Source organism: Mycobacterium kyogaense, assembly GCF_003254575.1.
In the GTDB taxonomy this organism is placed as follows: Bacteria; Actinomycetota; Actinomycetes; order Mycobacteriales; family Mycobacteriaceae; genus Mycobacterium; species Mycobacterium kyogaense.
Genome location: NZ_QJUA01000004.1, coordinates 179,787 through 202,784, shown reverse-complemented (window position 1 = coordinate 202,784; position 22,998 = coordinate 179,787). Strand labels below are relative to the sequence as shown.

Below are 22,998 nucleotides of genomic sequence, written 5' to 3'. Positions count from 1 at the left end.
AGAACCCCATGCCTGCACGCCCGGTCACCGTCACCGTCACCGGAGCCGCCGGGCAGATCGGCTACGCCGCGCTGTTCCGTATCGCCGCCGGCGCGATGCTCGGCCACGACACCCCCGTGGTGCTGCGCCTGCTCGAGCTGCCCGACGCCGTGCGCGCCGCCGAGGGCGTGGTGATGGAACTCGACGACGGTGCATTCCCGCTGCTCGCCGGAACCGAGATCCACGACGACCCGGTCCGCGCGTTCGACGGCGTCAACGTCGCGCTGCTGATCGGCGCGAAACCGCGCACCGCAGGCATGGAGCGGGCCGACCTGCTGGGTGCCAACGCGGCGATCTTCGCCACCGCCGGCCGGGCGCTCGGCAACGGCGCGGCGTCGGATGTCCGCGTGCTGGTGGTCGGCAACCCGGCCAACACCAACGCGCTGGTCGCGGCCGCGCACGCCCCCGACATCCCGGCCGAGCGGTTCACCGCGCTGACCCGCCTCGACCACAACCGGGCCGTCGCCGCGATGGCGCGACACGCCGGAGTGCCCGTCACCGAGATCCACCGGATGACGATCTGGGGCAACCACTCCCCGACCCAGTATCCCGACATCTTCCACGCCACTGTCGGCGGCCGCGCCGGGGCCGACTATGCCGCCGACACCCGTTGGCTCACCGACGAATTCATCCCGACGGTGGCGCGGCGCGGCACCGCGATCATCGAGGCGCGCGGTGCGAGTTCGGCAGCCTCGGCGGCCAACGGCGCCATCGATCACATCGACGACTGGATCCACGGCACCCCCGAAGGCGACTGGACGTCGGTCGCGCTGCCGTCACCGGGCGCCTACGGCATCGACGAAGGGCTCGTGTGCTCGTTCCCGTGCCGATCGGTCGACGGGCGCTGGGAGATCGTCGACGGCCTCGACGTCAATCCCTTCTCGCGCAGCAGGATCGACGCCTCGGTCGCCGAACTACGGGCCGAACGCGACGCCGTCGCCGCACTCGGCCTGCTGTAGTCACTCCAGCGTCGCGGTGCCGTCGGCGTGTACCCGCACGGCCGCACCGGCGATGTCGTCGGTGACCGTGGTCCGGGCGGCGTCGGCGTCGGTGATCACGGCCAGCACGCGGTCGTCGCTCGGGGTGCGCACCGCCAGGAACGCCTTCTCGGGTTCCCCGTCGCGATCGAACGGCGTGGTCCAGGTCTCCACCGTGCCCACCCCGGTCCAGTCCACGAGTTCCGTGCGGGTCGGTTCCCGGTCGACGGTGTCCTGCACGTCCTCCCAACGGAATTCGTGCCGGGGCGGCTCGGTGCCGTACACGCCCAAGCTGTGCTTGGTCAGGTAGCCGCCGTTGGCGGTGATCAGGCCGCGCGTGCCGGGACGGGCGGTGAGTTGCTCCGCCATCGTCGCGATGGAGTGCGTGACGTAGTTGTTCCAGGGTCCGCCGGCGAACGTCAATCCGCCGGTGACGGTCAGCGGCCTGTCGGGATCTCCGACCGGGAGCCCCAGTTCGGCAGCTGCCACCTGGACCGCCGACGGGAAGCAGGAGTACACGTCGATCAGGTCGATCTCGTCGACACCGGTGCCGGCCAGCTCCAGCGCGCGCCGGCCCGCGATGCGGATCGCCGGCGAGGTGTGGAACTCGGCGCGCTCACCGATGGCGTAGGTGTCGTGCGCGTCGGCACCCGCATACGGGAAAACCCAACGCTCCTGCGGGATCTGGAGGTACTGCGCCTTCTCCGCGGACGCCACGATCAGCACCGCACCCTGATCGACCATGTTGTTGGAGTTCATCAGCTTGGGGTAGGGCCAGCTGATCATCCGGTTCTGTGCCGACGGCTCGTAGATGTCCTCGGCGCTGTAGGCCTGCCGGTTCCAGGCGTGCGGGTTCTGCGCCGCCACCGCCGAGAACTGCGCCCACAGCGCGCCGATCCGTTCCCGGTGCGCCTGCGTGGACTCCCCCGCGGCGATCCGGACCGCCTGCTCGAACATCGGGTACACGAACGACGGGCGGTCCAGGTGGATCTTCAAGTCGCCGGGTCCGGCCATCGGCATCATCTCGTCGGAGCCCGGCGCCAGCGGCACCGTGTCGTCCTGCTTCGTCCACTCCGCCTTGGCGCCGGCGGCCCGCATCTTGGTCCTCGTGCGCCACGTCTCGGCGCCGGCAATCAGCACGACATCGGCGCGACCCTGCTGGATGTCCAGGCAGGCCAGGTTCACCAGCGTCTGCGGCACGTTGCCGCCGATCCCGGTGTAGCGGGTGGCCGCCTTCTCCGCCCCGATCCGCTGCGCCACCAGCAGTCCGGCGTCCCGGTACCGCCAGGAGAGCAGATTGACCACCCGCACCGCATCGACAGCGGCCAGCACCCGCGGATCGGCGGCCTCCCGGGCCGCCGCGACCATCAGATCGACAGGCTCGACGTCTGGATTCTCGGTGTGCTGGTTGACCTGGCCGTAGCCGACCAGCACAGGCGTTCTCGGATCGAGGGACATGGGTCAACCTTCCTGGTGGTAGTCGAACAGCACACCTGCGTCCAGCAGCGCGTCGATGCGCTCGGACGTCAGGCCGAGCACCCGGGTGCAGATCTCGCGGGTGTGCTCGCCCGGCATCGGCGCCGGACGCAGAGGAGCACGGGGAATACGACGATAGGGCGCGGGCGCGGTCTCCGCGGGAATCGGGCGCTCCAGCAGCGGATGCACCGACTCGTCGAACACATTGCGATGCAACACCTGCGGATCGGTGGGCACATCGGCGGCGCGGTTCATCGGCGCCGCGGGCACGCCGTGCTGCTGGAGAAGCTCGGCGACGTCGACCGTGTCGCGCCCCGATGTCCACGCCCCGAGGGCGGCGATCACCGCGGAGCGCTCCTGCGGCAAGTCCTGCGCCATCAATGTGGCCACGGCGGCGCGCTCGGCGCTGCCGGGCAGCGAGATCACGCACCACTCGTCGTCGCCGGCGCAGGGGCACACCGCGTGCACGGTGTCGTCATCGACGACGGAAAGACCCGCTGCGCGGGCTGATTCGATGACGTAGCGGTCGGCGAGCTGGTTGATCGCCACCTCGGCCTGCGACAGGTGCAGGTGTGCGCCTGCACCGCTGCGGTCCCGACGGATCAGTGCGGCGACCGCCGCGACCGCGGTCAACCGTCCGACGACGTGATCGGGAAAGATGGTCGTGGCATCGAAGAACTGGCCGGGCGGCGCATCCGGGGACGTCCACAACCGGGTGATGCCGGTCGAGGCGCGCACCAGCGGACCGTAGCCCATCTGGTCGCTCCACGGCCCATGGTCGCCGTACGCGCTGCTCTCGGCCAGCACGATGTCGGGATTGATCTCGCGCAGCCTCTCGATCGAGAAGCCCAGCGCAGCAAGGGTTCCCGGCTTGAAGTTGGCGAACACCGCATCGGCGGTGGCGACGAGGTCGGCGAAGATCTGTGCGCCTGCGGGATCGCGCAGATCCAGCCCGAGGCTGTACTCGTTGCGGTGGGTCAGCGCCCACGATCGGCTCAACGGCATCCCCGCGGGGGCCTGCCGCAGCCCATCCGGATAGGCGGCGCTCTCGATCTTGATGACCTCGGCGCCGAGGTCGGCGAACAGGCGGCCCAGCTCACCGCCCGCGACGATCACCCCGAGGTCGAGGATGCGCAGACCGGCGAAGGGATACTCCGGCGGGGGCATCGTGGGGGGCACCGTGGGTGTGCCCGATGCGGCGGGATGCAGCCATCCCGCGTCGTCGGCTGCGGAACCGGGAGCCGGAGAACGGAATCCGAGATGTTCGCCCTCGAGGGTCACCGGCCCGACAGGCACGGTCACCGTTGCGCCCGGGATCAGTGGCGCCTCGACCAACGCCCCGGTGCAGCGAAAGTGCTCTGCCCGCAACGCTTCTCCCGGCGTGCGAACCGCCGCGATCGGCACCCCGAGCTCCCGGCCCCGCGCGACGAGCTCGTCCATCGACTGCGCGGCGAACACGGCGGCGATCGCCTCGTTCAGTTCAGCCGAAGCCGCGTACCGCGCGGCGATCGTGTCGAACTCCGGACCGGCGAAGCGCGGCGGCTCACCCAGCCACGCTCGCATGCCGCGCCACTGCCGCGGGGACAGCAGACAGATCCGGACATGGCCGTCGCGGCACCCGAAGATCGGATAGATCTGCTGGTTGCGGGGACGGCCACGCCACAGTGCCGTCGGCGGTTTCAGCCCAACCGCGGCCTGCCCCTCCGACCCGTACGGCGGGTCGAGGGCTTGCAGGACCGCCTCGAACCGGGAGAAGTCGATGAAATCCCCTCTGCCGCTGCGGGTCCGGTCGTAGTAAGCGGCGAGCACCGCCCACGCCGCCTGCACCGTGGCGGTCGCCGATCCGACTCCGACGGGCGGGAGGACCGGTGTGCCGGTGGTAGGTCCGGTCCGCGACAACGCCGAGGACAGGGCGTAGAACACCGCATCGTTGCCACGCCATGATGCACGCGGCCCCGTCAGGCCGAAATCGGTGACCGACAGCACGACGAGATGGTCGAACCGGTCCGCCAGGTCGAGGGCAGACGTCCCGAAAAGTGCTGCGCCACCCGGGTTTCCGCTGTCGATCACGATGTCTGCGCCCGCCGCGAGCTCATGCAGCCGATCGCGGTCGGATAGCGAGGCCGGGTTCAGCGACGTCGCCCGCTTGTTCGCGTTGTCCAGCGCGAAACCGATTCCCACACCGGCGATCGTCGGCACCGCCGTCCGTGCCGCGCTGCCCCCGGGCGGCTCCACCTCGAGCACGTCGGCACCGAGGTCGGCCAGTATCCGGCCCACACCCGCACCCGCACCGTCACCGGCAACAGAACACAGGTCGAGCACGCGCACGGACGTCAGCAGTCGCGCCTCGCCCATCGATGGTGCCCGCCCTCCTGTGGTGCCCGTCGGCGCAAAGATTAACCCGGCGCTCATCGGGTACGGGTTGACGGTCCGCCGATCACGAGTTGGATGGGGATGTGGGAAGGGGATTATGACGACAGCCTGGACGACCGTGGACCGCCAACCGATCAGCGACGAGACGGTGGCTCGGCTGGATCGCTGGTGGCGCGCCGCGAACTATCTGTCGGTCGGGCAGATCTACCTGCTGGACAACCCGCTGTTGCGCACCCCGCTGGCCCGCGACAACGTCAAGCCGCGCCTGCTCGGACACTGGGGCACCACCCCGGGTCTGAACTTCCTCTACGCCCACCTCAACCGGATCATCACCGAACGGCAGCAGTCCACGATCTACCTGACCGGGCCCGGCCACGGCGGGCCCGGGCTGGTGGCCAACGCCTACCTCGACGGCACCTACAGCGAGATCTACTCCGACATCACCGCTGACGCCGAGGGCATGCGACGACTGTTCCGGCAGTTCTCGTTCCCCGGTGGCATCCCGTCGCACGTGGCGCCGGAGACACCGGGCTCCATCCACGAAGGCGGCGAGCTGGGCTACGTCCTGTCCCACGCCTACGGAGCCGCGTTCGACAACCCGGATCTGCTGGTGGCCGCGGTCGTCGGCGACGGTGAGGCCGAGACAGGACCGCTGGCGACCAGCTGGCATTCCAACAAGCTGGCCAACCCGGCTCACGACGGCGTGGTGCTGCCGATCCTGCACCTCAACGGCTACAAGATCGCCAACCCGACCGTGCTGGCCCGGATCCCCGAAGACGAGTTGCGCAGCCTGCTGGTCGGTTACGGCCACACGCCGTATTTCTTCGAGGTGCCCGACGACGCGCCCGAGGACCAGGAGGACGATCACGCGGACGCGCACCGGCGCTTCGCCACCCTGCTCGACGACGTCCTCGACGAGATCGCCGCGATCAAGGCCCGGGCCGCTGACGGCGACGATGCGCGGCCCGCGTGGCCGATGATCGTGTTCCGCACCCCGAAAGGCTGGACCGGTCCCGCCGTCATCGACGGTAAGAAGACGACCGGTTCGTGGCGCGCGCACCAGGTGCCGCTGGCCAACGCGCGCGACACCGCCGAGCACCTCGCGGTCCTCGGGGACTGGCTGGCCTCGTACCGGCCCGAGGAACTGTTCGACGACGGCGGCCGCCTGCACGACGACATCGCGGCTCTCGCGCCCGAGGGTCCGCTGAGGATGAGCGACAACCCGCACGCCAACGGGGGTCTGCTGCTCAAGGATCTGCGGCTTCCCGACTTCCGTGATTTCGCCGTCGACGTGCCCGCGCCCGGCGCCACCGTCGCCGAAGCCACCCGCGTGCTGGGTCAGTGGCTCACCGAAGTGATCCGGCTCAACCCGCAGAACTTCCGCATATTCGGCCCCGACGAGACCGCGTCTAACCGACTGCAGGCCGTCTACGACGCCACCGAGAAACAGTGGAACGCCGAACTGGTGGGGCCGCAGGTCGACGAGCACCTCGCTCGCGTCGGCCGGGTGGTCGAGATGCTCTCCGAACACCAATGCCAGGGGTGGCTCGAGGGGTACCTGCTGACCGGCAGGCACGGCCTGTTCAACTGCTACGAGGCGTTCATCCACATCGTCGACTCGATGCTGAACCAGCACGCGAAGTGGCTGAAGGTCACCGACAAGATCCCGTGGCGCCGGCCCATCGCGAGCCTGAACTACCTTCTGTCGAGCCATGTCTGGCGCCAGGATCACAACGGGTTCTCCCACCAGGACCCCGGATTCATCGACCACGTCGTCAACAAGAGCGCCCACGTGGTGCGCGTCTATCTGCCCCCGGACGCGAACACCCTGCTGTCCACCTACGACCACTGCCTGCGCTCACGCCAGTACGTCAACGTCGTCGTCGCGGGTAAGCAGCCCTCCCCCACCTACCTGACGATGGAGGAGGCGATCGCGCACTGCACCCGCGGGCTCGGCATCTGGGAGTGGGCCGGCTCCGAGGAACTGGGCAGCGACCCCGACGTCGTGCTCGCCGCCGCCGGCGACATCCCGACACTCGAGGCGCTCGCGGCCGCCGACATCCTGCGCCAGCATCTGCCGGATCTCAAGGTGCGGTTCGTCAACGTCGTCGACCTGATGCGGCTGCAGGACGACACCGAGCATCCGCACGGGTTGTCCAGTCGAGAGTTCGACATGATCTTCACCAAGGACCGGCCGATCATCTTCGCCTACCACGGCTATCCCTGGCTGATCCACCGGCTGACCTATCGGCGCGCGGGCCACGACAACCTGCACGTGCGCGGCTACAAGGAGGAAGGCACCACCACGACGCCGTTCGACATGGTGATGCTCAACGACCTGGATCGCTACCACCTCGTGATGGACGTCATCGACCGGGTGCCCTCGCTGGGGTCGCGGTGCGCGACGCTGCGCCAGCAGATGGCGGACAAGAGGATCGCCGCGCGGGAGTACACCCGCGCGCACGGCGACGACATCGGCGAGGTCAAGGACTGGGTGTGGCCCGCTGCCCGCGAATCCGGGTTCGGCACCGCAGGCGCCGACTCCCAGACCGATACCGGTGGCGACAACGAGTAGCTGACCTGCGAAGATCGCCGGCTTCGGTAGTCTGAGCCGGTTATGACGGTGATGACCGGGGCCAGCGCCTCTCCTGAGCCCCACCCCCTGGTGGAGCAGTTGGCGGCGCTGCACCACGCCCGCGCCTATGTCGACGTCGGTGTCGTCGTGGTCGTGCTGGCAGTGACGAACCTGATCGCGCACTTCACCACGCCGTGGGCCAACGTGGCGGTGGTACCGGCCGCCGCGGTGGGCCTGGTCGCTCTCGTGCGGTCACGCGGACTGGGCTGGCACGAGCTCGGGTTGGGTCGGGAACACTGGCGATCAGGCGCGGGCTATGCGCTGGGAGCCGTCGCCGTCGTCGGCACCGTGATCGCGATCGGGGCTCTGCTGCCCTGGACCCGGCCGATGTTCCTGAACAACCACTACGCGACGCTCTCGGGCGCGCTGGTCGCCTCGATGATTATCATCCCGCTGCAGACGGTGATCCCCGAGGAACTCGCGTTCCGGGGCGTCCTGCACGGCGCGCTCGACAGGGCCTGGGGATTCCGCGGTGTGGCTGCCGCGGGCTCCCTGCTGTTCGGGCTGTGGCACATCGCCACCTCCCTGGGGCTGACCGCCAGCAACGTCGGGTTCACCCGCATCCTGGGCGGTGGCCCCGTCGGCATGATCGCCGGCGTCGTGGGCGCCGTCTTCGCCACCGCCGCAGCGGGATTCGTGTTCACCTGGTTACGCCGGCGCAGCGGCAGTCTGATCGCGCCGATCGCGCTGCACTGGTCGCTCAACGGGCTGGGCGCCCTCGCCGCGGCGCTGGTCTGGCACCTCAGCTGACGCGCCGCGGCGTTACGCCTACGTGCGGCGGCCCTGCACCATCCCGACGATCCACAGCAGGATCACCGAGCCCAAGACGGCCGTGAACAGCGTGAACCACCAGCCGCCGCCCGCGGTGTCGAGGAAGAAGCTGAGTAGGAAGCCGCCGATCAGCGCACCGATCACGCCGATGACGATGTTCATCAGGATGCCCGAACCCGAGCCCTTGACGATCTTGCCGGCGATCCAGCCTGCGATCGCACCGATGATGATGTAACCGATCCAGCCCACGCTCGTCTGCGTGCTGGACCGTGCCAGAAACTCCGTAGCCGCCACCAGGTCTGTGGACGTAGTGAACATGTCGATCTCCTGCCTGTCGCAGTCCGGCCCGGCTGCGGTGGCAACCGGGCTTGACTCCGGTATAGCCCGGACAGGTCACGATTAGTCGACAGGATGGGACACGATCGTGTGCCCATCGCCACTGTGTCAGGCGGGCGGCAGCATCCCCGGTGCGGTGTTCGGGTCGACCGGCACCGGCTGGCCGACGGCCGGCCGCGGCGGCGGCGCGTTCGGATCGGCAGGCGGCGGCGGGGCACCCGGATCAGCCGGCGGCGGAGGTGGCGGGGGTGTCCAGGGCCGGATCGAGTTCGCCAGCGTGACGGCCTCAGCCTGCGGGATCGGGCTGGTCGCGGTGCCCAGCCAGACCACGAACCACCGCTCGGGGGCGCGCTGACCGCGCGGGGTTCCCGGCGCCGTCGGGGCGCCGACCACGCCGGCCCAGATCTGGCCGTTCGGCTTGTTGGTGTCGGTGAACTTGACCTCGTAGGACGACGCAACGCCGGTCATGCCGTTGGCGTTCAGCGGGACGGTCTGCTGGTTGATGCGAGTCCCGGGGAAGGGCATGAAGAACTCGCCCATGTCCGAAGCGAGGCGCTGGGCCGCCTTCGTGTTGTCCGTCTCGGCGCCGGCGAACAGCTTCAGGTCCAGTCGCCCGAGCAGCACGCTGGTGTCATTGGGCGCCTGGGTGTCCGGCGGGGACCCGGCCGGCGGGAGCTTGTTCAGCAGGGCCTGGCCGTAGGACAGCGAGGCAGCATCGGCGACCTTCCAGCCGGCGGGCACCACGTAGCTGAAGCCGCCGGCGGCGTTGTCCACGCGGCCGGGCTCCGGCGCGGGCGCCGGAGCGGGGGCCGGGGCGTTCGGATCGGCCGGGGCCGGCGGCGGCACGGGCGCGTTGGGATCCGCGGGCGGCGCGGGAGCGGGAGCGGGCGCCGGAGCGTTCGGGTCCGCAGGCGGTGCCGCCGGGGCCGGCGCTTCCGGTGCCGCCGGAGCTGCCGGGGCCGGAGACGGCGGCGGCGGTGTCGGCGCGGGTTGCGCTGTCGCCACGGCGGGCAGTGTCAACGCGGCGACGGTCGCGCCGGTCAGGGCGGCGAGCCCGATTGACGTCGACAGGCCTCTGCGGCGGGGTGACGACATGTCTGGATCACGCATGCGGAAGAAACTACCGTGTTACTGGCGTGACGCAAGTGTGTGCAGCTGAGAATGTACTGAATTGTGACATTGCTATCTCTCCAGTAAGCCCAGGAGGGCGGGGTAAAAGAAGTTTGCTGACACGACAAGCGCCCCGGCGCGTGGCGCGGGGTGCGGTGAGCTGCTCGACATCGTGACCTCGGGGCGCTCACGGGTTTGATCGCCGGGCCGCGCGCCGCCGTTACCGACACGCCCGCGTCGATTGCCGCAGGCTAGCTACCCTCCAGTAACATGGGCGGGACTCGCTGGGGTTCAGCGCCGAACACAACAGGAGGCCGATGATGGATGTGCTGATCACGGGATGCGACACCGACCGGGGACGCGCCATCGCAGAGCACTTCAGCGCCTCCGGACACCGCGTGATCGTCGCCGGCCGGCGCGCCGACGACGTCGAGTTGCTGGCCAAGGAACTCGAGACCGACGCCGTCGTCGTCGACACCACCGACCCCGCATCGATCGCCGCCGCGAACAATCAGCTGCCTGCGCATCTGGACACCGTGATCAACGTGCCCGCGCCGCAGTCCCCCGCCGGCGATCCACGGACCTACACCCTTGCCGACCATGCCGCCGAGTGGCGCGGCCTGTTCGACGCCGGCCTGCTCTCGGCGGTGCTGACCGTTCAGACGCTGGGCGACCAATTGCGGTCCGGCGGGTCCATCATCACCGTGATCGACGACGCAGGTGCCGAAGGCAGCGCAGCGGCGTCGGTCAAGGCGGCCGTTACCACCTGGACGGCCGGGCTGGCGCACCACTTCGGCATCCGCGGCATCACGGTCAACGCGGTGGCGATCGGCCGCGGCAGCGAGCCCGGATACGTGGGCCTGGGTTCGGCCTCGCCGACCGTGGACGCCGAGATCGCCCGGCTCTCGCTTTTCCTCACCACCCCCGCGGCCCGCCACATCACCGGCCAGACCCTGCACGTCAGCCACGGCGCGCTGGCCAATTTCGGCTGAGCCGCAACGGTTCTGCGCCGTCTTTTATTCCGGGATGCCCCGCATTTCTCGTGGCTTCCGCCAGCAGTGAAATGATCTAGAACGCGCTGTGCGCGCTGCGTAGGGTCGGGCGGGTGACGATTCGACTCGGTTTGCAGATCAACAACTTCTCGTACGGGACCGGCGTGGATCAGCTCTTCCCCACGGTCATTGCGCAGGCCAAGGAAGCCGACGAGGCCGGCTTCGACTCGGTGTTCTTGATGGATCACTTCTATCAACTGCCCGGCATCGGCACCTACGACCAGCCGATGCTCGAGGCCTACACCGCACTGGGTGCACTCGCCGCAGCCACCCAGAACGTGCAACTCGGCACGCTGGTCACCGGCAACACCTACCGCAATCCCACGCTGCTCGCGAAGGCGATCACGACGTTGGACGTGATCAGCGCCGGGCGCGCGATCCTGGGCATCGGCACCGGATGGTTCGAACTCGAGCACGACCAACTGGGGTACGACTTCGGCACGTTCACCGACCGCTTCGAAAAGCTCGGTGAGGCACTGCAGATCATCCTGCCCATGCTGGCCGGCGAGCGGCCCACGGTCACCGGCAAGCACTACCGCACCCAGGAAGCGCTGGCCAATCCCCGCTTCCGCGACCACATTCCGCTGATGATCGGCGGCAGTGGTGAGAAGAAGACCATTCCGCTGGCGGCCAAGCACTTCGACCATCTCAACGTGATCGCCGGCTTCGACGAGCTCGCGCGCAAGGTCGAGGTCGTCCGGCAGCGCTGCGAGGAGATCGACCGCGATCCGGCGACGCTGGAGACATCTATGCTGATCGGTGCGCTCGTCGGCGATGGGGTGACCCCGGACATGATTCCCGACGATTTCAGGCAGCGCATGGTCGCCGGCAGTGCCGAACAAATCGCCGAGCAGGTTCAGAGCAAGGTGCTCGACGCCGGCATCGACGGCGTGATCCTGTTCGTGCCCACCCAGGTCGTCGGGTACCAGCCAGGTCACCTCACGGCCCTTGGCGAGGCGCTCAAACCGCTGGTCACGGGCTGAGTTCTGGCGGTGGGGTATCTCACCGCGCCCGCCGGAAGCCTGACGACTAAGGTTCTGGTTGTTCTGAATGGGTACAGACGGACCGACAGTTTCACCGACCGGCACCGTCGGCACTCATGTCAGACGTCTGAAGAGCACCGCGCTGAGGAGAAGCCATGAACCATCCCGGAGCCACCGCATCCGACCGCCACAAAGTGGTGATCATCGGATCGGGATTCGGAGGGTTGACCGCGGCCAAGACGCTCAAGAAGGCCGATGTCGACATCAAGCTGATCGCCCGCACCACCCATCACCTGTTCCAGCCACTGCTGTACCAGGTGGCGACGGGCATCATCTCCGAAGGTGAGATCGCACCCGCAACCCGGGTGATCCTGCGTAAGCAGAAGAACACCCAGGTCCTCCTCGGCGATGTCACGGGCATCGACCTGAAGACGAAGACGGTGCGTTCGGAACTGCTCGGCCACACCTACGTCACCCCGTTCGACAGCCTGATCGTCGCTGCCGGGGCCGGACAGTCGTACTTCGGCAACGACCATTTCGCCGAGTGGGCGCCGGGCATGAAGACCATCGACGATGCCCTCGAACTGCGGGGCCGCATCCTCGGTGCCTTCGAGCAGGCCGAGCGGTCCAGCGACCCGGCGCGCCGGGACAAGCTGCTGACGTTCGTCGTCGTCGGCGCAGGCCCCACGGGCGTCGAAATGGCCGGGCAGATCGCCGAATTGGCCGACCAGACGCTCAAAGGCGCGTTCCGCCACATCGATTCGACGAAGGCACGGGTGATCCTTCTCGACGCGGCGCCGGCAGTGCTGCCGCCGATGGGCGAGAAGCTGGGCAAGAAGGCCCAGGCCCGGCTCGAGAAGATGGGCGTGGAGATCCAGCTCAACGCGATGGTCACCGACGTCGACCGCAACGGCATCACGGTCAAGGATCCCGACGGCAAGATCCGCCGCATCGAGGCGGCCTGCAAGGTGTGGTCGGCCGGTGTGTCGGCCAGCCCGCTGGGCCGGGACCTGGCCGAGCAATCGGGCGTCGAACTCGACCGCGCGGGCCGCGTCAAGGTCCTGCCGGACCTGTCGATCCCCGGCCACCCCAACGTCTTCGTCGTCGGCGACATGGCCGCGGTCGAAGGCGTGCCCGGCATGGCGCAGGGCGCCATCCAGGGCGCCAAGTACGCCGCCAAGGCCATCCTCGCCGGACTGAAGGGCGCCGACCCGTCCGAGCGGGAACCGTTCAGCTACTTCGACAAGGGCTCGATGGCCACGGTGTCGAAGTACAGCGCGGTGGCCAAGGTCGGACCGATCGAATTCAGCGGGTTCATCGCCTGGCTGTCGTGGCTGGTGCTGCACCTGGTCTATCTCGTCGGGTTCCGGACCAAGATCGCGACGCTGCTGTCGTGGACGGTCACGTTCCTCGGCCGCAACCGCGGTCAGCTGACGATCACCGAGCAACAGGCGTATGCGCGAACGCGCATCGAGGAACTCGAGGAGATCGCGGCTGCCGTGGACCAGAAAGCGGCGAGTTAGCGGCGCTGCAGGGACTCGATGAACTCCATCGGGTCCGGGTCGGTGCCGATCGGCTGGAACACCACGGTGTCGATGCCGGCGGCACGGTAGGCCGCGGCGCCGTCGCGGATCGCCTCTGTAGAACCGCCGACGCCGAAGTCCGTCTCTGGCGTGACGTGCCACCGCTGCGCCTCTTCGACGAGCCTGCTCCGCACATCGGACGATGACGGCGCGCAGGCTAGATACATGACGCGGCGGAACGCGTCGAGGTCGCGGTCGGCGCCGCCGCGCGCGACGTGTTCGAGTGCCGCCCGCACGCTGGCCGCAGTGTGCTGGCAGTCGAGCAACACCCCGTCGGCGATCGCCCCGGCCAGCGCGAGCGTCTTCGGCCCTGTGCCGCCGATGAGCACAGGCACCACCACGTCGGGAACCCGGTCGAGGCGCACCCCGTCCAAGCGGACGTAGTCGCCGGCCACGCTCAGCGTCTGCCCCGCCAGCAAGGCGCGCAACGCCGTGACGTACTCGCGCAACAACGTCAGCGGAGAGGCCACCGCCACCCCGGATTGGCGCATCCAGTCCTGGACGCCGTGCCCGATGCCGACCTGGACACGCCCGGGAAAGAGCGTGGCCAGCGTCGCGACCTCCAGTGCCGTCGCCACCACGCTGCGCAGCGGTGCGGGCAGCACGCCGATGCCCACCACCAGCGACCGGGTGGCCATCAGGGCGACCGCGGTCTGTGCGATCCCGCCGTGCAGGAAGCAGTCCTCCCAGAGCCACACCTCGTCGATGCCTGAGCTCTCCGCACGTTCGCAGAACGGCGCCAGTGTCCGCGGATCACCATCGGGGCGCCACACCACGCCGCGGCGGTCCGTCACAGCCGATCCCCCTGCCACGTGGTCAGGCAGCCGCCGCCCGCCAGCGCGAGGGTGACCCCGGCGGAGTCGACATCGCTTGCCGGGTAATGCAATTCGGCCTCGTAGGCACGCGGGGCGGCGATCGCGTCGTCGGCGACCGAGCCGGCGCCCACCTCGATCCGGTGGCGCAGCAGCGCTGCGCCATCCACGTCGGCCCGCAGCGCTCCCGACCAATACCCCGCCCGCTCACCGGATCTGCCGATCTGGACGCGTTCCCGCACCCGCACCGATGCGTCCGCGGTCAAAGACAACGCCGTGTACACCACGTGGCGCGCTCGCCCGGCCACGATCGTCGGCTCCGGATCCAGGTCCAGGCTCCCGGCCACCTCCACCGTCCAGCAAGCGTGCGACTCGGTGGTGGCGGCACCGGGCAGCACGACGGTCGCCGCGACGGTGCGGACCTGCAGTCGCGCACCGTCTTCCACCACCACACGCAGCCGCAGAACATCACCGCCGAGCGGGGTGGCCGCGGCCGACACCAGGTGCACGGTCTCCGGTCCGGTCCGGCGCACCGCGATCGCGCCGGTGCTCTCCACGTGCGGGGAGCGTCCCGGGCGCGCCACGATCAGCACATCGGAGCGCACCTAGACCTCCTGAGTGACCCGCAGCTGCTCCCGAACCCAGTCCAGCACCGGCGTCGCCGCGGGGTCGGCGGTCAGGGAGATCAGCGCGAACGGACGATCCGAGCGCACCGCGGCCGCGTCGCGGCGCATCACGCGGAGATCGGCACCCACCATCGGGGCGAGATCGGTCTTGTTGATCACCAACAGGTCCGAGAACGTCACACCCGGACCCCCCTTGCGCGGCACCTTGTCCCCGCCCGCCACGTCGATGACGAAGATCTGGACGTCGATCAGGCCTGAGGAGAACGTGGCGGTCAGGTTGTCCCCGCCGGACTCGACCAGGATGAGATCGAGATCGTCGTGCGCGGCGATCAGGTCGTCGATGGCGTCGAGGTTGGCGGTGATGTCATCCCGGATCGCGGTGTGCGGGCAGCCGCCGGTCTGCACCGCCGCGATGCGGTCGTCCGGCAGTACCGCGTTGCGGCGCAGGAAATCCGCGTCTTCGGTGGTGTAGATGTCGTTGGTCAGGACCGCCAGCGACAGCTCATCGCGCAACTGACGGCACAGTGCGGCGACCAATGCGGTCTTGCCCGAGCCGACCGGGCCGCCGATGCCGATGCGCAGCGGCTCACCCGGCCGCCGCACCCGGCGGGGTCGGTCGGGGCGGTCGTGGGAGTGTCCGACACCGTCGATGAGATGAGGTGGCATACAAGCTCTTTCCGGTCAGGACGCGAACAGGGGTCGGTCACGGTCGAGGTGGCGCTGCGCGAGCACGTCGAGCAGCGGGTCGGACAGGTCGGCCGGCCCAAGCGTGGCCTCGGCCGCAATGTCCTCGCACACGGGGGCCAACGCGAACGTCACCGCGGCGACGTCGCCCGGGTCCAACGCCAACAAGCGCTGGGCGGCGGTGGCCGACCCCGTCATCGTGGTGTAGACGATCGACAGTGCGGTGTGCGCCGCGGCGATCCCGCTGGCGTGCCCGACGACGCCGGCCGTGACCGCCAGATGCGGGGTGGGTCCCAGTGCGGCCCAGTCGGTGTCCGGCCAGACGCGCCGCGCCAGCCGGACCAGTCCCCTACCCTGCGCCCGCGACGCCGCGCGCGCCGCGGGCGCCGGTGTGCGGGCGTCGGTTTCGGCCTCCCCGGAACCACCGGCCGCCGGCGAGAGCGCGCCGACGTGCACGGCGGCGGCCAGCGACGCGGTGACCAGGCCGGTGGTGCGGATGCGGCGGTGCAGGTACGCCTGCAGCGTGGAGAGGTCGACGACCAGCCCGCTGGTCACCGCCTCTTCGACACCGCCAGAGTGCACGTGCCCACCGGTGGGCAGCCGCGAATCCGCCAGTGCGAGAAGCGTGGTGATCATCAGAACAAGAAGAAGCGTTGCGCCATGGGCAGTTCCACGGCCGGTTGCTCCTGCCACACGTCGCCGTCGATGCGGACGGTGAACGTGTCGGGATCCACCTGGATGTCGGGCAGTGCATCGTTGAGCGGCATCTGCGCCTTGCCGACTGCGCGCACGTTCTCGACGGCGACGAGCCGGCGCGCCACCGAGAGGCGCTCGGCCAGGCCGTCCTCGATCGCCTGCGGTGCCACGAAATGCACCGACGTCGCGGCCGCGGCTGCAGGCGCCGCACCGAACATGGGCCGTGGCAGCACGGGCTGCGGCGTGGGTATCGAGGCGTTGGCATCCCCCATCGCCGCCCACGCGATCATGCCGCCCTTGAGCACAGCATGCGGACGCACGCCGAAGAACGCGGGCTCCCACAGCACCAGATCGGCGAGCTTGCCCACCTCGACCGAGCCGATCTCGCGATCCATGCCGTGGGCGATCGCCGGGCAGATCGTGTACTTGGCGACGTAGCGCTGGGCCCGGTTGTTGTCGGCCCTCGTGTCACCGGGCAGGAAGCCGCGGCGGCGCTTCATCACGTGCGCGGTCTGCCAGGTCCGCAGCACCACCTCGCCGATGCGGCCCATGGCCTGGGCGTCGCTGCCGATCATCGAGATCGCGCCGATGTCGTGCAGCAGGTCCTCGGCCGCGATCGTCGACGGGCGGATGCGGCTCTCCGCGAACGCCAGATCCTCGGGCACGCTCGGGTTGAGGTGATGGCACACCATGAGCATGTCGAGGTGCTCGTCGAGGGTGTTGACGGTGTGGGGGCGCGTCGGGTTCGTGGAACTGGGCAGCACATTCGGCTTACCCGCCACCGTGATGATGTCTGGTGCGTGGCCGCCGCCCGCGCCTTCGGTGTGGTAGGCGTGGATCGACCGGCCCTTGATGGCGGCGAGGGTGTCCTCGACGAAGCCGGCCTCGTTGAGGGTGTCGGTGTGGATGTTGGCCTGCACGCCGGCGGCCTCGGACACCGTCAGGCAGGCATCGATGGCCGCCGGAGTGGTCCCCCAGTCCTCGTGCAGCTTGAATCCTGCTGCACCGCCTCGCAATTGCTCCCACATCGCCTCGGCGCTGACGGTGTTGCCCTTGCCCAGCAGCGCGACGTTGAGCGGCCACGTGTCGAGCGCTTCGAGCATGCGGGCCAGATGCCAGGACCCGGGCGTGACGGTGGTGGCCTTGCTGCCCTCCGCGGGGCCGGTGCCCCCCGCGACGATCGTGGTGATGCCGCCGCCGAGCGCCTCCTCCATGATCTGCGGACAGATCAGGTGGACGTGACAGTCGATGGCACCCGCGGTGACGATGCGGCCGTTGCCGGCGATGATCTCCGTCGACGGCCCGACCACCAGATCGGGGTGCACCCCCGACATGATGTCGGGGTTGCCGGCCTTTCCGATCGCCACGATACGACCGTCGCGAATACCGATGTCGGCCTTGATGATTCCCCAGTAGTCGAGGATCACCGCGCCGGTGATGACGGTGTCGGGAGCGCCGTCGGCACGCGTGGCACGTGACTGCCCCATGGACTCACGCAGCACCTTGCCGCCGCCGAAGACCGCTTCGTCACCGGCCAGGCCCGGTCCGCCGCTGCGATCCTCGGTGATCTCGACGAACAGGTCGGTGTCGGCCAACCGGATGCGATCACCTGTCGTCGGACCGTAGAGCGCGGCGTAGCGCGCGCGGGACAACGCCGTCATGCGTTCGTATCCAATCTGCCCGGGGGGTCCAGGCTCAGGCCGTGCACCTCACGACTGCCGCGCAGCGGCACCAGGCTCACGCGCTGCGCGATGCCGGGCTCGAACCGGATCGCGGTGCCCGCGGGAATGTCGAACCGGTAGCCGTGTGCGGCGGCGCGGTCGAAGTCCAGTGCTGAATTCGCCTGTGGCACATGCACGTGGCTCCCGACCTGCACCGGTCGGTCGCCGGTGTTGACGATGTCGAGTTCCAGGCGCTCGGCGCCGGCGTTGAGCTCGATGTCGCCGTCGTCGAAGACGATCTCGCCGGGAATCATGCGATCGGATCGTGGACGGTGACGAGCTTGGTGCCGTCGGGGAACGTCGCCTCGACCTGGACGTCGTGCAGCATCTCGGGTATCCCGTCCATCACCTCGTCGCGGCCGAGCACAGCGCGACCGCTGACCATCAGCTCGGCAACGGTGCGTCCGTCGCGAGCACCTTCGAGGATGTGGTCGGTGATCACCGCGACGGCCTCGGGATGGTTCAGCCGTAGCCCGCGCGCCTGGCGGCGGCGGGCGAGGTCGGCGGCATAGGAGATGAGCAACCGCTCCTGCTCATGCGGTGTCAGGCGCATAGTGGGCGATCCTGCCACGAGCCGCGGCGCTGGGCAGCGCACGCGCTCGGTGGGCTACTCCCGGGTCATTCGGTGGCCATGTTCTGCAGCCGCACCTGGCCGCGGGCGACCAGACGGCCCGACGGCTCGGCGCCTTCGGTGATCGTGACCAGCCACAGCTGCTGGCGTCGGCCCCGGTGGATGGGCGTCGACGTGGCCGTCACGGTGCCCGAGCGGATGGCGCGCAGGAAGTCGGTGTTGTTGTTGACGCCCACGACGTGGCCGCCGCCGTTCTCGGTCAGCCAGACGTGGCCGGAGACGCTGGCCATGCTCTCGATCACCGCGCAATAGACGCCGCCGTGCACGATGCCCCAGGGCTGAAGGAGCTTGTCGGTGATCTCGAGGGTCGCGCGGCCCCCGTCCACAGACATCTCTTCGTAGCGCAGGCCGAGCACCGAGTCGAAGCCGTCACCGAGTCCTTCGGGAAGATCAGTCACGGATCGTGTCTACACGCCTGCGGGAGCGCCTCGAGAGACGGGCCAAGCGAACGGGCCCCACGCCATGCGGCGTGGGGCCCGTTCTGTGGTCGGACCGGGGGTCTCTGCAGCCCTCAGGACTCCGGCGCGGTCCGGGTGGTACCCGACCAATATAGGCAAGGCTGCCCTAATTAAGCAAGAGCTTCGTCGCAGCCGGCCGATGGCCGCCGCGGACCGGCAGGCCGAAGCTCACCAATGCGTCGAGCACGGCCTGGGTGCGGCGCATGCTCACGGCCTCACTGCTGCCCGCCAGCAACGGGATCTGAGTTGCGGCGCTGACTGCGGAGGCGCCCACGGCGTGCCACATCGCCGATACCGGGGTCGCCCCGTCCCCTTCTGCGCTGAGCCGGGTGAACAGCGGCCCCAGCGCGCGATGGCTGCGGTGCGCGACCCAGGTCGTCAACGCCGCCTCGCTGGGCAGCGCGAGAATGCCCTCGCGGCGGCGGGTGCGCAGTCCGGCGAAGGCCGGATCGTCGGGCATTCCTGCGAAGGCCGGATCGTCGGGTAGGGCCCGCAGCGCCGGATCGACCACGCCCACCCAATCGATCGCCCCTTCGGAGTCCACGTGTACCCACAGATTCTCCGGCCCGGTGTCCCAGGCGCGCCCCTCCAGGACCAGCAGGGGGATCACGCGACCGACGACGACGTGGGCGAACGTCGCCGCCAACTGCTGGGTGACCGTGGCCGGGTTGCCGATCTCGGCCAGTCCGGCCGCGAACATCCGCGACAGTCGATCGGTCGTCATGAGCTCGGTCAGCGGCCACCACCGGCGCCGCGACAGGTCGCCCATCACGGCGACGCCGTGCACCCGGGGGCAGTCCGGATCGAGCGCTCGCAGCCGGCTGCTCGATGCGTGGATCGGCATCGGAGTCCTGATCGTCATGCTCGCGATCAGCGGATCGTCGATGAGAACCGGCACGGCCACCTCCAGTGAGTTAGGTTAGCCTTACTATAACCACGAGCAGCACCCACTCCGCAGGAGGTCGCCACTGTGATCGGACTCACCACTCCGCCCGGAACCGGTGCTCGCCGTCGCGGTGTTGGCCTGGACAGGGTTGCCGCAACTGATACGACGCGCGGTAGTAATCCCGTAGTAGGCTCGCAACCACCGCCGGTAGGAGAGAGGACCATGCCCAAGTTGACACGGCTCGGAGAGCTCGAGCGCTCCGTGATGGACCACCTGTGGTCCGCCGGTGAGCCGCAGACGGTGCGGCAGGTCCACGAGACACTGTCGGCTGAACGCGACCTCGCGTACACGACGATCATGACCGTGCTGCAACGGCTGGCCAAGAAGAACCTCGTCGTCCAGCATCGCGACGACCGCGCCCACCGCTACGCCCCCACCCACGGGCGCGACGAGCTGGTCGCAGGTCTGATGGTCGACGCCCTCGACCAGGCCGCGGACTCCGGCAGCCGAGAAGCGGCACTGGTCCATTTCGTCGAACGTGTCGGCGCCGACGAGGCCGCCGCACTGCGTCGGGCCCTGGCCGAACTCGAAGACAAACACCGCTACGACACACCCAGTGGCGATCACGGCATCAGCTGAGAGACACTGACAGCGTGTCCGCGCTGGCCTTCACCATCGTCGCCCTGATGCTGTCGGGGCCGGTGCCTGCATTGCTGGCCCGCGCATCATGGCCGTTGCGTGCCCCCAGGGCGGCGATCGTGCTGTGGCAGTCCATCGCGATGGCCGCGGTGCTGTCGTTCTTCTCCGCCGGTATCGCCATCGCGAGCAGGCTCTTCGAGCCCGGTCCGGACGGTCGGCCCACAGCGACGATCGTGACCGCGCTCGACGATCTCGGCTGGCCGCTGTGGACCGCCTACATCGTGGTCTTCGTACTCACACTGATCGTCGGGGCGCGGCTGATCGCATCCGTCCTTCAGGTGGCGATCGCCACGCGGCGCCGGCGTGCCCACCACCGGATGATCGTCGACCTCGTCGGCGCCCATCCCACCCGGCCGATGGCCGCGCACGGCGTCCGCATCCTCGACGTCGCCCAACCGCTGGCCTACTGCCTGCCCGGCGTGCGCAGCCGCGTCGTCGTCAGCGAGGGTGCGCTGAACACGCTGTCGGACAACGAGATCTCGGCCATCCTGTCGCACGAACGGGCCCACCTGCGGGCGCGGCATGATCTGGTGCTCGAGATGTTCACCGCGGTGCACGCAGCGTTCCCGCGCGTCGTGCGCAGCGGCCACGCCCTCAACGCGGTGCGGCTGCTGATCGAGGCGCTCGCCGACGACGCGGCGGTGCGCCACACCGGACCCACACCGCTCGCGCGGGCGCTGGTCGCCTGCGCTGCCGGACACACCCCGCGCGGGGCGCTCGCCGCCGGCGGGCCGACGACGGTGGTACGGGTACGTCGCCTCGGCGGGGCGCCGAACAGCCGCGCCCTCGCCGCGGCCGCCTACGTCGGTGCCGCGGCCGTGCTCGTCGTCCCGACGATCGCGCTGGCCGTGCCGTGGCTCACCGAGCTGCACCGGCTGTTCACCGCTTGATGCTTGCTTGACCTCAAACAACCGCACAACGAAAGGCGCCCGCCCATGACCGACTCCGCCAACTCGACGACCGGTACCGCGCAGATCGGAGTGACGGGCCTCGCGGTGATGGGGTCCAATCTGGCGCGCAATTTCGCCCATCACGGCTACACCGTGGCGCTGCACAACCGCACGACCGCCAAGACCGACGCACTGCTCGCCGAGCACGGCTCCGAAGGCAAGTTCGTGCGCAGCGAGACCATCGAGGAGTTCCTCGATGCGCTGGAGAAGCCGCGCCGCGTGATCATCATGGTCAAGGCCGGTGACCCCACCGACGCCGTCATCAACGAGCTCGCCGACGCCATGGAAGAAGGCGACATCATCATCGACGGCGGCAATGCGCTCTACACCGACACCATCCGTCGGGAGAAGGCGATCCGCGAGCGTGGGCTGCACTTCGTCGGTGCCGGCATCAGCGGTGGCGAGGAGGGCGCGCTCAACGGCCCGTCGATCATGCCGGGCGGGCCCGCGGAGTCCTACAAGAGCCTCGGCCCGCTGCTCGAGGAGATCTCCGCCCACGTCGACGGTGTGCCGTGCTGCACCCACATCGGCCCCGACGGCGCAGGCCACTTCGTCAAGATGGTGCACAACGGCATCGAGTACTCCGACATGCAGCTCATCGGCGAGGCCTACCAGCTGCTGCGTGACGGGCTGGGGATGTCCGCACCCGAAATCGCCGACGTGTTCGCCGAGTGGAACAACGGCGACCTGGACAGCTTCCTGATCGAGATCACCGCGACGGTGCTGCGCCAGACCGACGCCGCGACCGGCAAGCCTCTGGTCGACGTCATCCTCGACGAGGCCGAGCAGAAGGGCACCGGGCGGTGGACGGTCAAGTCGGCGCTCGATCTCGGCGTTCCGGTGACGGGCATCGCCGAGGCCGTGTTCGCCCGCGCGCTGTCCGGGTCGGTGGCCCAGCGGAAGGCCACCACCGGCCTGGCGTCCGGTGAGTTGGGTGAGAAGCCGTCTGACGCAGCGCAATTCGTCGACGACGTCAGCAAGGCCCTGTACGCGTCGAAGATCATCGCCTACGCCCAGGGGTTCAACCAGATCCAGGCGGGCAGCGCCGAATACGACTGGGGCATCAAGCCCGGCGACATGGCGAGGATCTGGCGCGGCGGCTGCATCATCCGGGCGAAATTCCTCAACCGGATCACCGAGGCCTTCGACGAGGATCCGGAGCTGGCGACGCTGATCGCCGCGCCGTACTTCCGCGACGCGATCGAGTCCGGCATCGACAGCTGGCGCCGCGTCGTGGTGAAGGCCACCGAGCTGGGCATCCCGATCCCCGGCTTCGCCTCGGCGCTGTCGTACTACGACGCTCTGCGCACCGAGCGGCTGCCCGCTGCCCTGACCCAGGGGCTGCGCGATTTCTTCGGTGCGCACACCTACGGCCGCATCGACGCCGACCCCGCCAAGCGCTTCCACACCCTGTGGAGCGGGGACCGCAGCCAGATCGAGGCCTGATTTCCTCCCGCGAGCAGACGCGAACTCGAGTGTTTCGGGCCTCGACAGCTCGAG

22 protein-coding genes are annotated in these 22,998 nt (G+C 69.3%); 9 read left to right on the top strand and 13 right to left on the bottom strand.

The features are described from left to right. Positions 1-8 precede the first annotated feature (8 nt). Positions 9-998, top strand: a complete 990-nt coding sequence (locus DMB80_RS05200; protein ID WP_111508843.1) for a malate dehydrogenase — start codon at positions 9-11, stop codon at positions 996-998. Here the strand turns inward: DMB80_RS05200 and DMB80_RS05195 are convergent, their stop codons facing one another. Beyond that, a complete protein-coding gene (locus DMB80_RS05195; RefSeq protein WP_111508842.1) occupies positions 999-2,474 on the bottom strand; it encodes an acetyl-CoA acetyltransferase in 1,476 nt (491 codons plus the stop codon). Between the two features lie 3 nt (positions 2,475-2,477). Then, positions 2,478-4,847: a CaiB/BaiF CoA transferase family protein gene (locus DMB80_RS05190; RefSeq protein ID WP_111508841.1), complete on the bottom strand. Its 2,370-nt coding sequence runs from the start codon at positions 4,845-4,847 to the stop codon at positions 2,478-2,480. Positions 4,848-4,962: 115 nt separating this feature from the next. Between DMB80_RS05190 and DMB80_RS05185 the strand changes: the two genes are divergently transcribed. Together DMB80_RS05185 and DMB80_RS05180 are read left to right on the top strand one after the other, a co-directional pair. After that, positions 4,963-7,440 (top strand): phosphoketolase family protein, encoded by a 2,478-nt coding sequence (locus DMB80_RS05185; RefSeq protein ID WP_111508840.1) that lies wholly within the window; start codon positions 4,963-4,965, stop codon positions 7,438-7,440. 51 nt (positions 7,441-7,491) lie between these two features. Continuing rightward, on the top strand, positions 7,492-8,250 hold the full coding sequence (locus DMB80_RS05180) for a CPBP family intramembrane glutamic endopeptidase (protein WP_111508890.1): 759 nt from the start codon (positions 7,492-7,494) through the stop codon (positions 8,248-8,250). Positions 8,251-8,268: 18 nt separating this feature from the next. Here DMB80_RS05180 and DMB80_RS05175 read toward each other — a convergent pair whose 3' ends face one another. Then, positions 8,269-8,589, bottom strand: coding sequence for a GlsB/YeaQ/YmgE family stress response membrane protein (locus DMB80_RS05175; RefSeq protein ID WP_111508839.1), 321 nt, complete (start codon positions 8,587-8,589; stop codon positions 8,269-8,271). Between the two features lie 126 nt (positions 8,590-8,715). Beyond that, positions 8,716-9,717, bottom strand: a complete 1,002-nt coding sequence (locus tag DMB80_RS05170) for an APA family fibronectin-binding glycoprotein (protein ID WP_111508838.1) — start codon at positions 9,715-9,717, stop codon at positions 8,716-8,718. A gap of 320 nt (positions 9,718-10,037) precedes the next feature. Between DMB80_RS05170 and DMB80_RS05165 the strand changes: the two genes are divergently transcribed. The 3 genes from DMB80_RS05165 (at position 10,038) to DMB80_RS05155 (ending at position 13,275) form a co-directional block, all read left to right on the top strand. Continuing rightward, positions 10,038-10,709 carry an SDR family oxidoreductase gene (locus DMB80_RS05165; protein WP_111508837.1) on the top strand — a complete coding sequence of 224 codons (672 nt, stop codon included), beginning with the start codon at positions 10,038-10,040 and terminating at the stop codon, positions 10,707-10,709. A gap of 113 nt (positions 10,710-10,822) precedes the next feature. Next, complete coding sequence (locus DMB80_RS05160; protein WP_111508836.1) at positions 10,823-11,752, top strand: LLM class F420-dependent oxidoreductase; 930 nt, start codon at positions 10,823-10,825, stop codon at positions 11,750-11,752. Positions 11,753-11,907: 155 nt separating this feature from the next. After that, positions 11,908-13,275 carry an NAD(P)/FAD-dependent oxidoreductase gene (locus DMB80_RS05155; protein WP_111508835.1) on the top strand — a complete coding sequence of 456 codons (1,368 nt, stop codon included), beginning with the start codon at positions 11,908-11,910 and terminating at the stop codon, positions 13,273-13,275. On the opposite strand, the gene DMB80_RS05150 is transcribed toward DMB80_RS05155, so the two are convergent. From DMB80_RS05150 to DMB80_RS05110, 9 genes are all read right to left on the bottom strand, one after another. Beyond that, a complete protein-coding gene (locus tag DMB80_RS05150) occupies positions 13,272-14,129 on the bottom strand; it encodes an LLM class flavin-dependent oxidoreductase (protein ID WP_162938414.1) in 858 nt (285 codons plus the stop codon). The genes DMB80_RS05155 and DMB80_RS05150 overlap by 4 nt on opposite strands. Then, positions 14,126-14,752: an urease accessory protein UreD gene (locus tag DMB80_RS05145; RefSeq protein ID WP_111508833.1), complete on the bottom strand. Its 627-nt coding sequence runs from the start codon at positions 14,750-14,752 to the stop codon at positions 14,126-14,128. The genes DMB80_RS05150 and DMB80_RS05145 overlap by 4 nt, the downstream gene beginning before the upstream one ends. Continuing rightward, on the bottom strand, positions 14,753-15,439 hold the full coding sequence (gene ureG, locus DMB80_RS05140; protein WP_111508832.1) for an urease accessory protein UreG: 687 nt from the start codon (positions 15,437-15,439) through the stop codon (positions 14,753-14,755). Between the two features lie 15 nt (positions 15,440-15,454). Further along, on the bottom strand, positions 15,455-16,093 hold the full coding sequence (locus DMB80_RS05135; protein WP_111508831.1) for an urease accessory protein UreF: 639 nt from the start codon (positions 16,091-16,093) through the stop codon (positions 15,455-15,457). After that, positions 16,093-17,814, bottom strand: coding sequence for an urease subunit alpha (locus DMB80_RS05130; RefSeq protein ID WP_111508830.1), 1,722 nt, complete (start codon positions 17,812-17,814; stop codon positions 16,093-16,095). The genes DMB80_RS05135 and DMB80_RS05130 overlap by 1 nt, the downstream gene beginning before the upstream one ends. Continuing rightward, positions 17,811-18,128, bottom strand: coding sequence for an urease subunit beta (locus DMB80_RS05125; RefSeq protein WP_073685548.1), 318 nt, complete (start codon positions 18,126-18,128; stop codon positions 17,811-17,813). The genes DMB80_RS05130 and DMB80_RS05125 overlap by 4 nt, the downstream gene beginning before the upstream one ends. Beyond that, on the bottom strand, positions 18,125-18,427 hold the full coding sequence (locus DMB80_RS05120; RefSeq protein ID WP_046366698.1) for an urease subunit gamma: 303 nt from the start codon (positions 18,425-18,427) through the stop codon (positions 18,125-18,127). Before DMB80_RS05120 ends, DMB80_RS05125 begins: the two co-directional genes overlap by 4 nt. A gap of 65 nt (positions 18,428-18,492) precedes the next feature. Then, positions 18,493-18,903, bottom strand: coding sequence for a PaaI family thioesterase (locus DMB80_RS05115; RefSeq protein ID WP_111508829.1), 411 nt, complete (start codon positions 18,901-18,903; stop codon positions 18,493-18,495). A gap of 166 nt (positions 18,904-19,069) precedes the next feature. Next, a complete protein-coding gene (locus tag DMB80_RS05110) occupies positions 19,070-19,861 on the bottom strand; it encodes an iron reductase (RefSeq protein ID WP_111508889.1) in 792 nt (263 codons plus the stop codon). A gap of 210 nt (positions 19,862-20,071) precedes the next feature. Here DMB80_RS05110 and DMB80_RS05105 point away from each other — a divergent pair, with 210 nt between their 5' ends. Genes DMB80_RS05105 through gndA form a run of 3 tightly spaced genes read left to right on the top strand, consistent with a single transcriptional unit; the run spans position 20,072 to position 22,944 of the window. After that, positions 20,072-20,488: a BlaI/MecI/CopY family transcriptional regulator gene (locus tag DMB80_RS05105; protein WP_111508828.1), complete on the top strand. Its 417-nt coding sequence runs from the start codon at positions 20,072-20,074 to the stop codon at positions 20,486-20,488. A gap of 14 nt (positions 20,489-20,502) precedes the next feature. Continuing rightward, a complete protein-coding gene (locus tag DMB80_RS05100; RefSeq protein ID WP_111508827.1) occupies positions 20,503-21,438 on the top strand; it encodes a M56 family metallopeptidase in 936 nt (311 codons plus the stop codon). Between the two features lie 45 nt (positions 21,439-21,483). After that, the gene (gene gndA, locus DMB80_RS05095; RefSeq protein ID WP_111508826.1) at positions 21,484-22,944 is read left to right on the top strand and encodes an NADP-dependent phosphogluconate dehydrogenase; all 1,461 of its coding nucleotides are present in this window, start codon (positions 21,484-21,486) and stop codon (positions 22,942-22,944) included. The last annotated feature ends 54 nt before the right edge of the window (positions 22,945-22,998 follow it).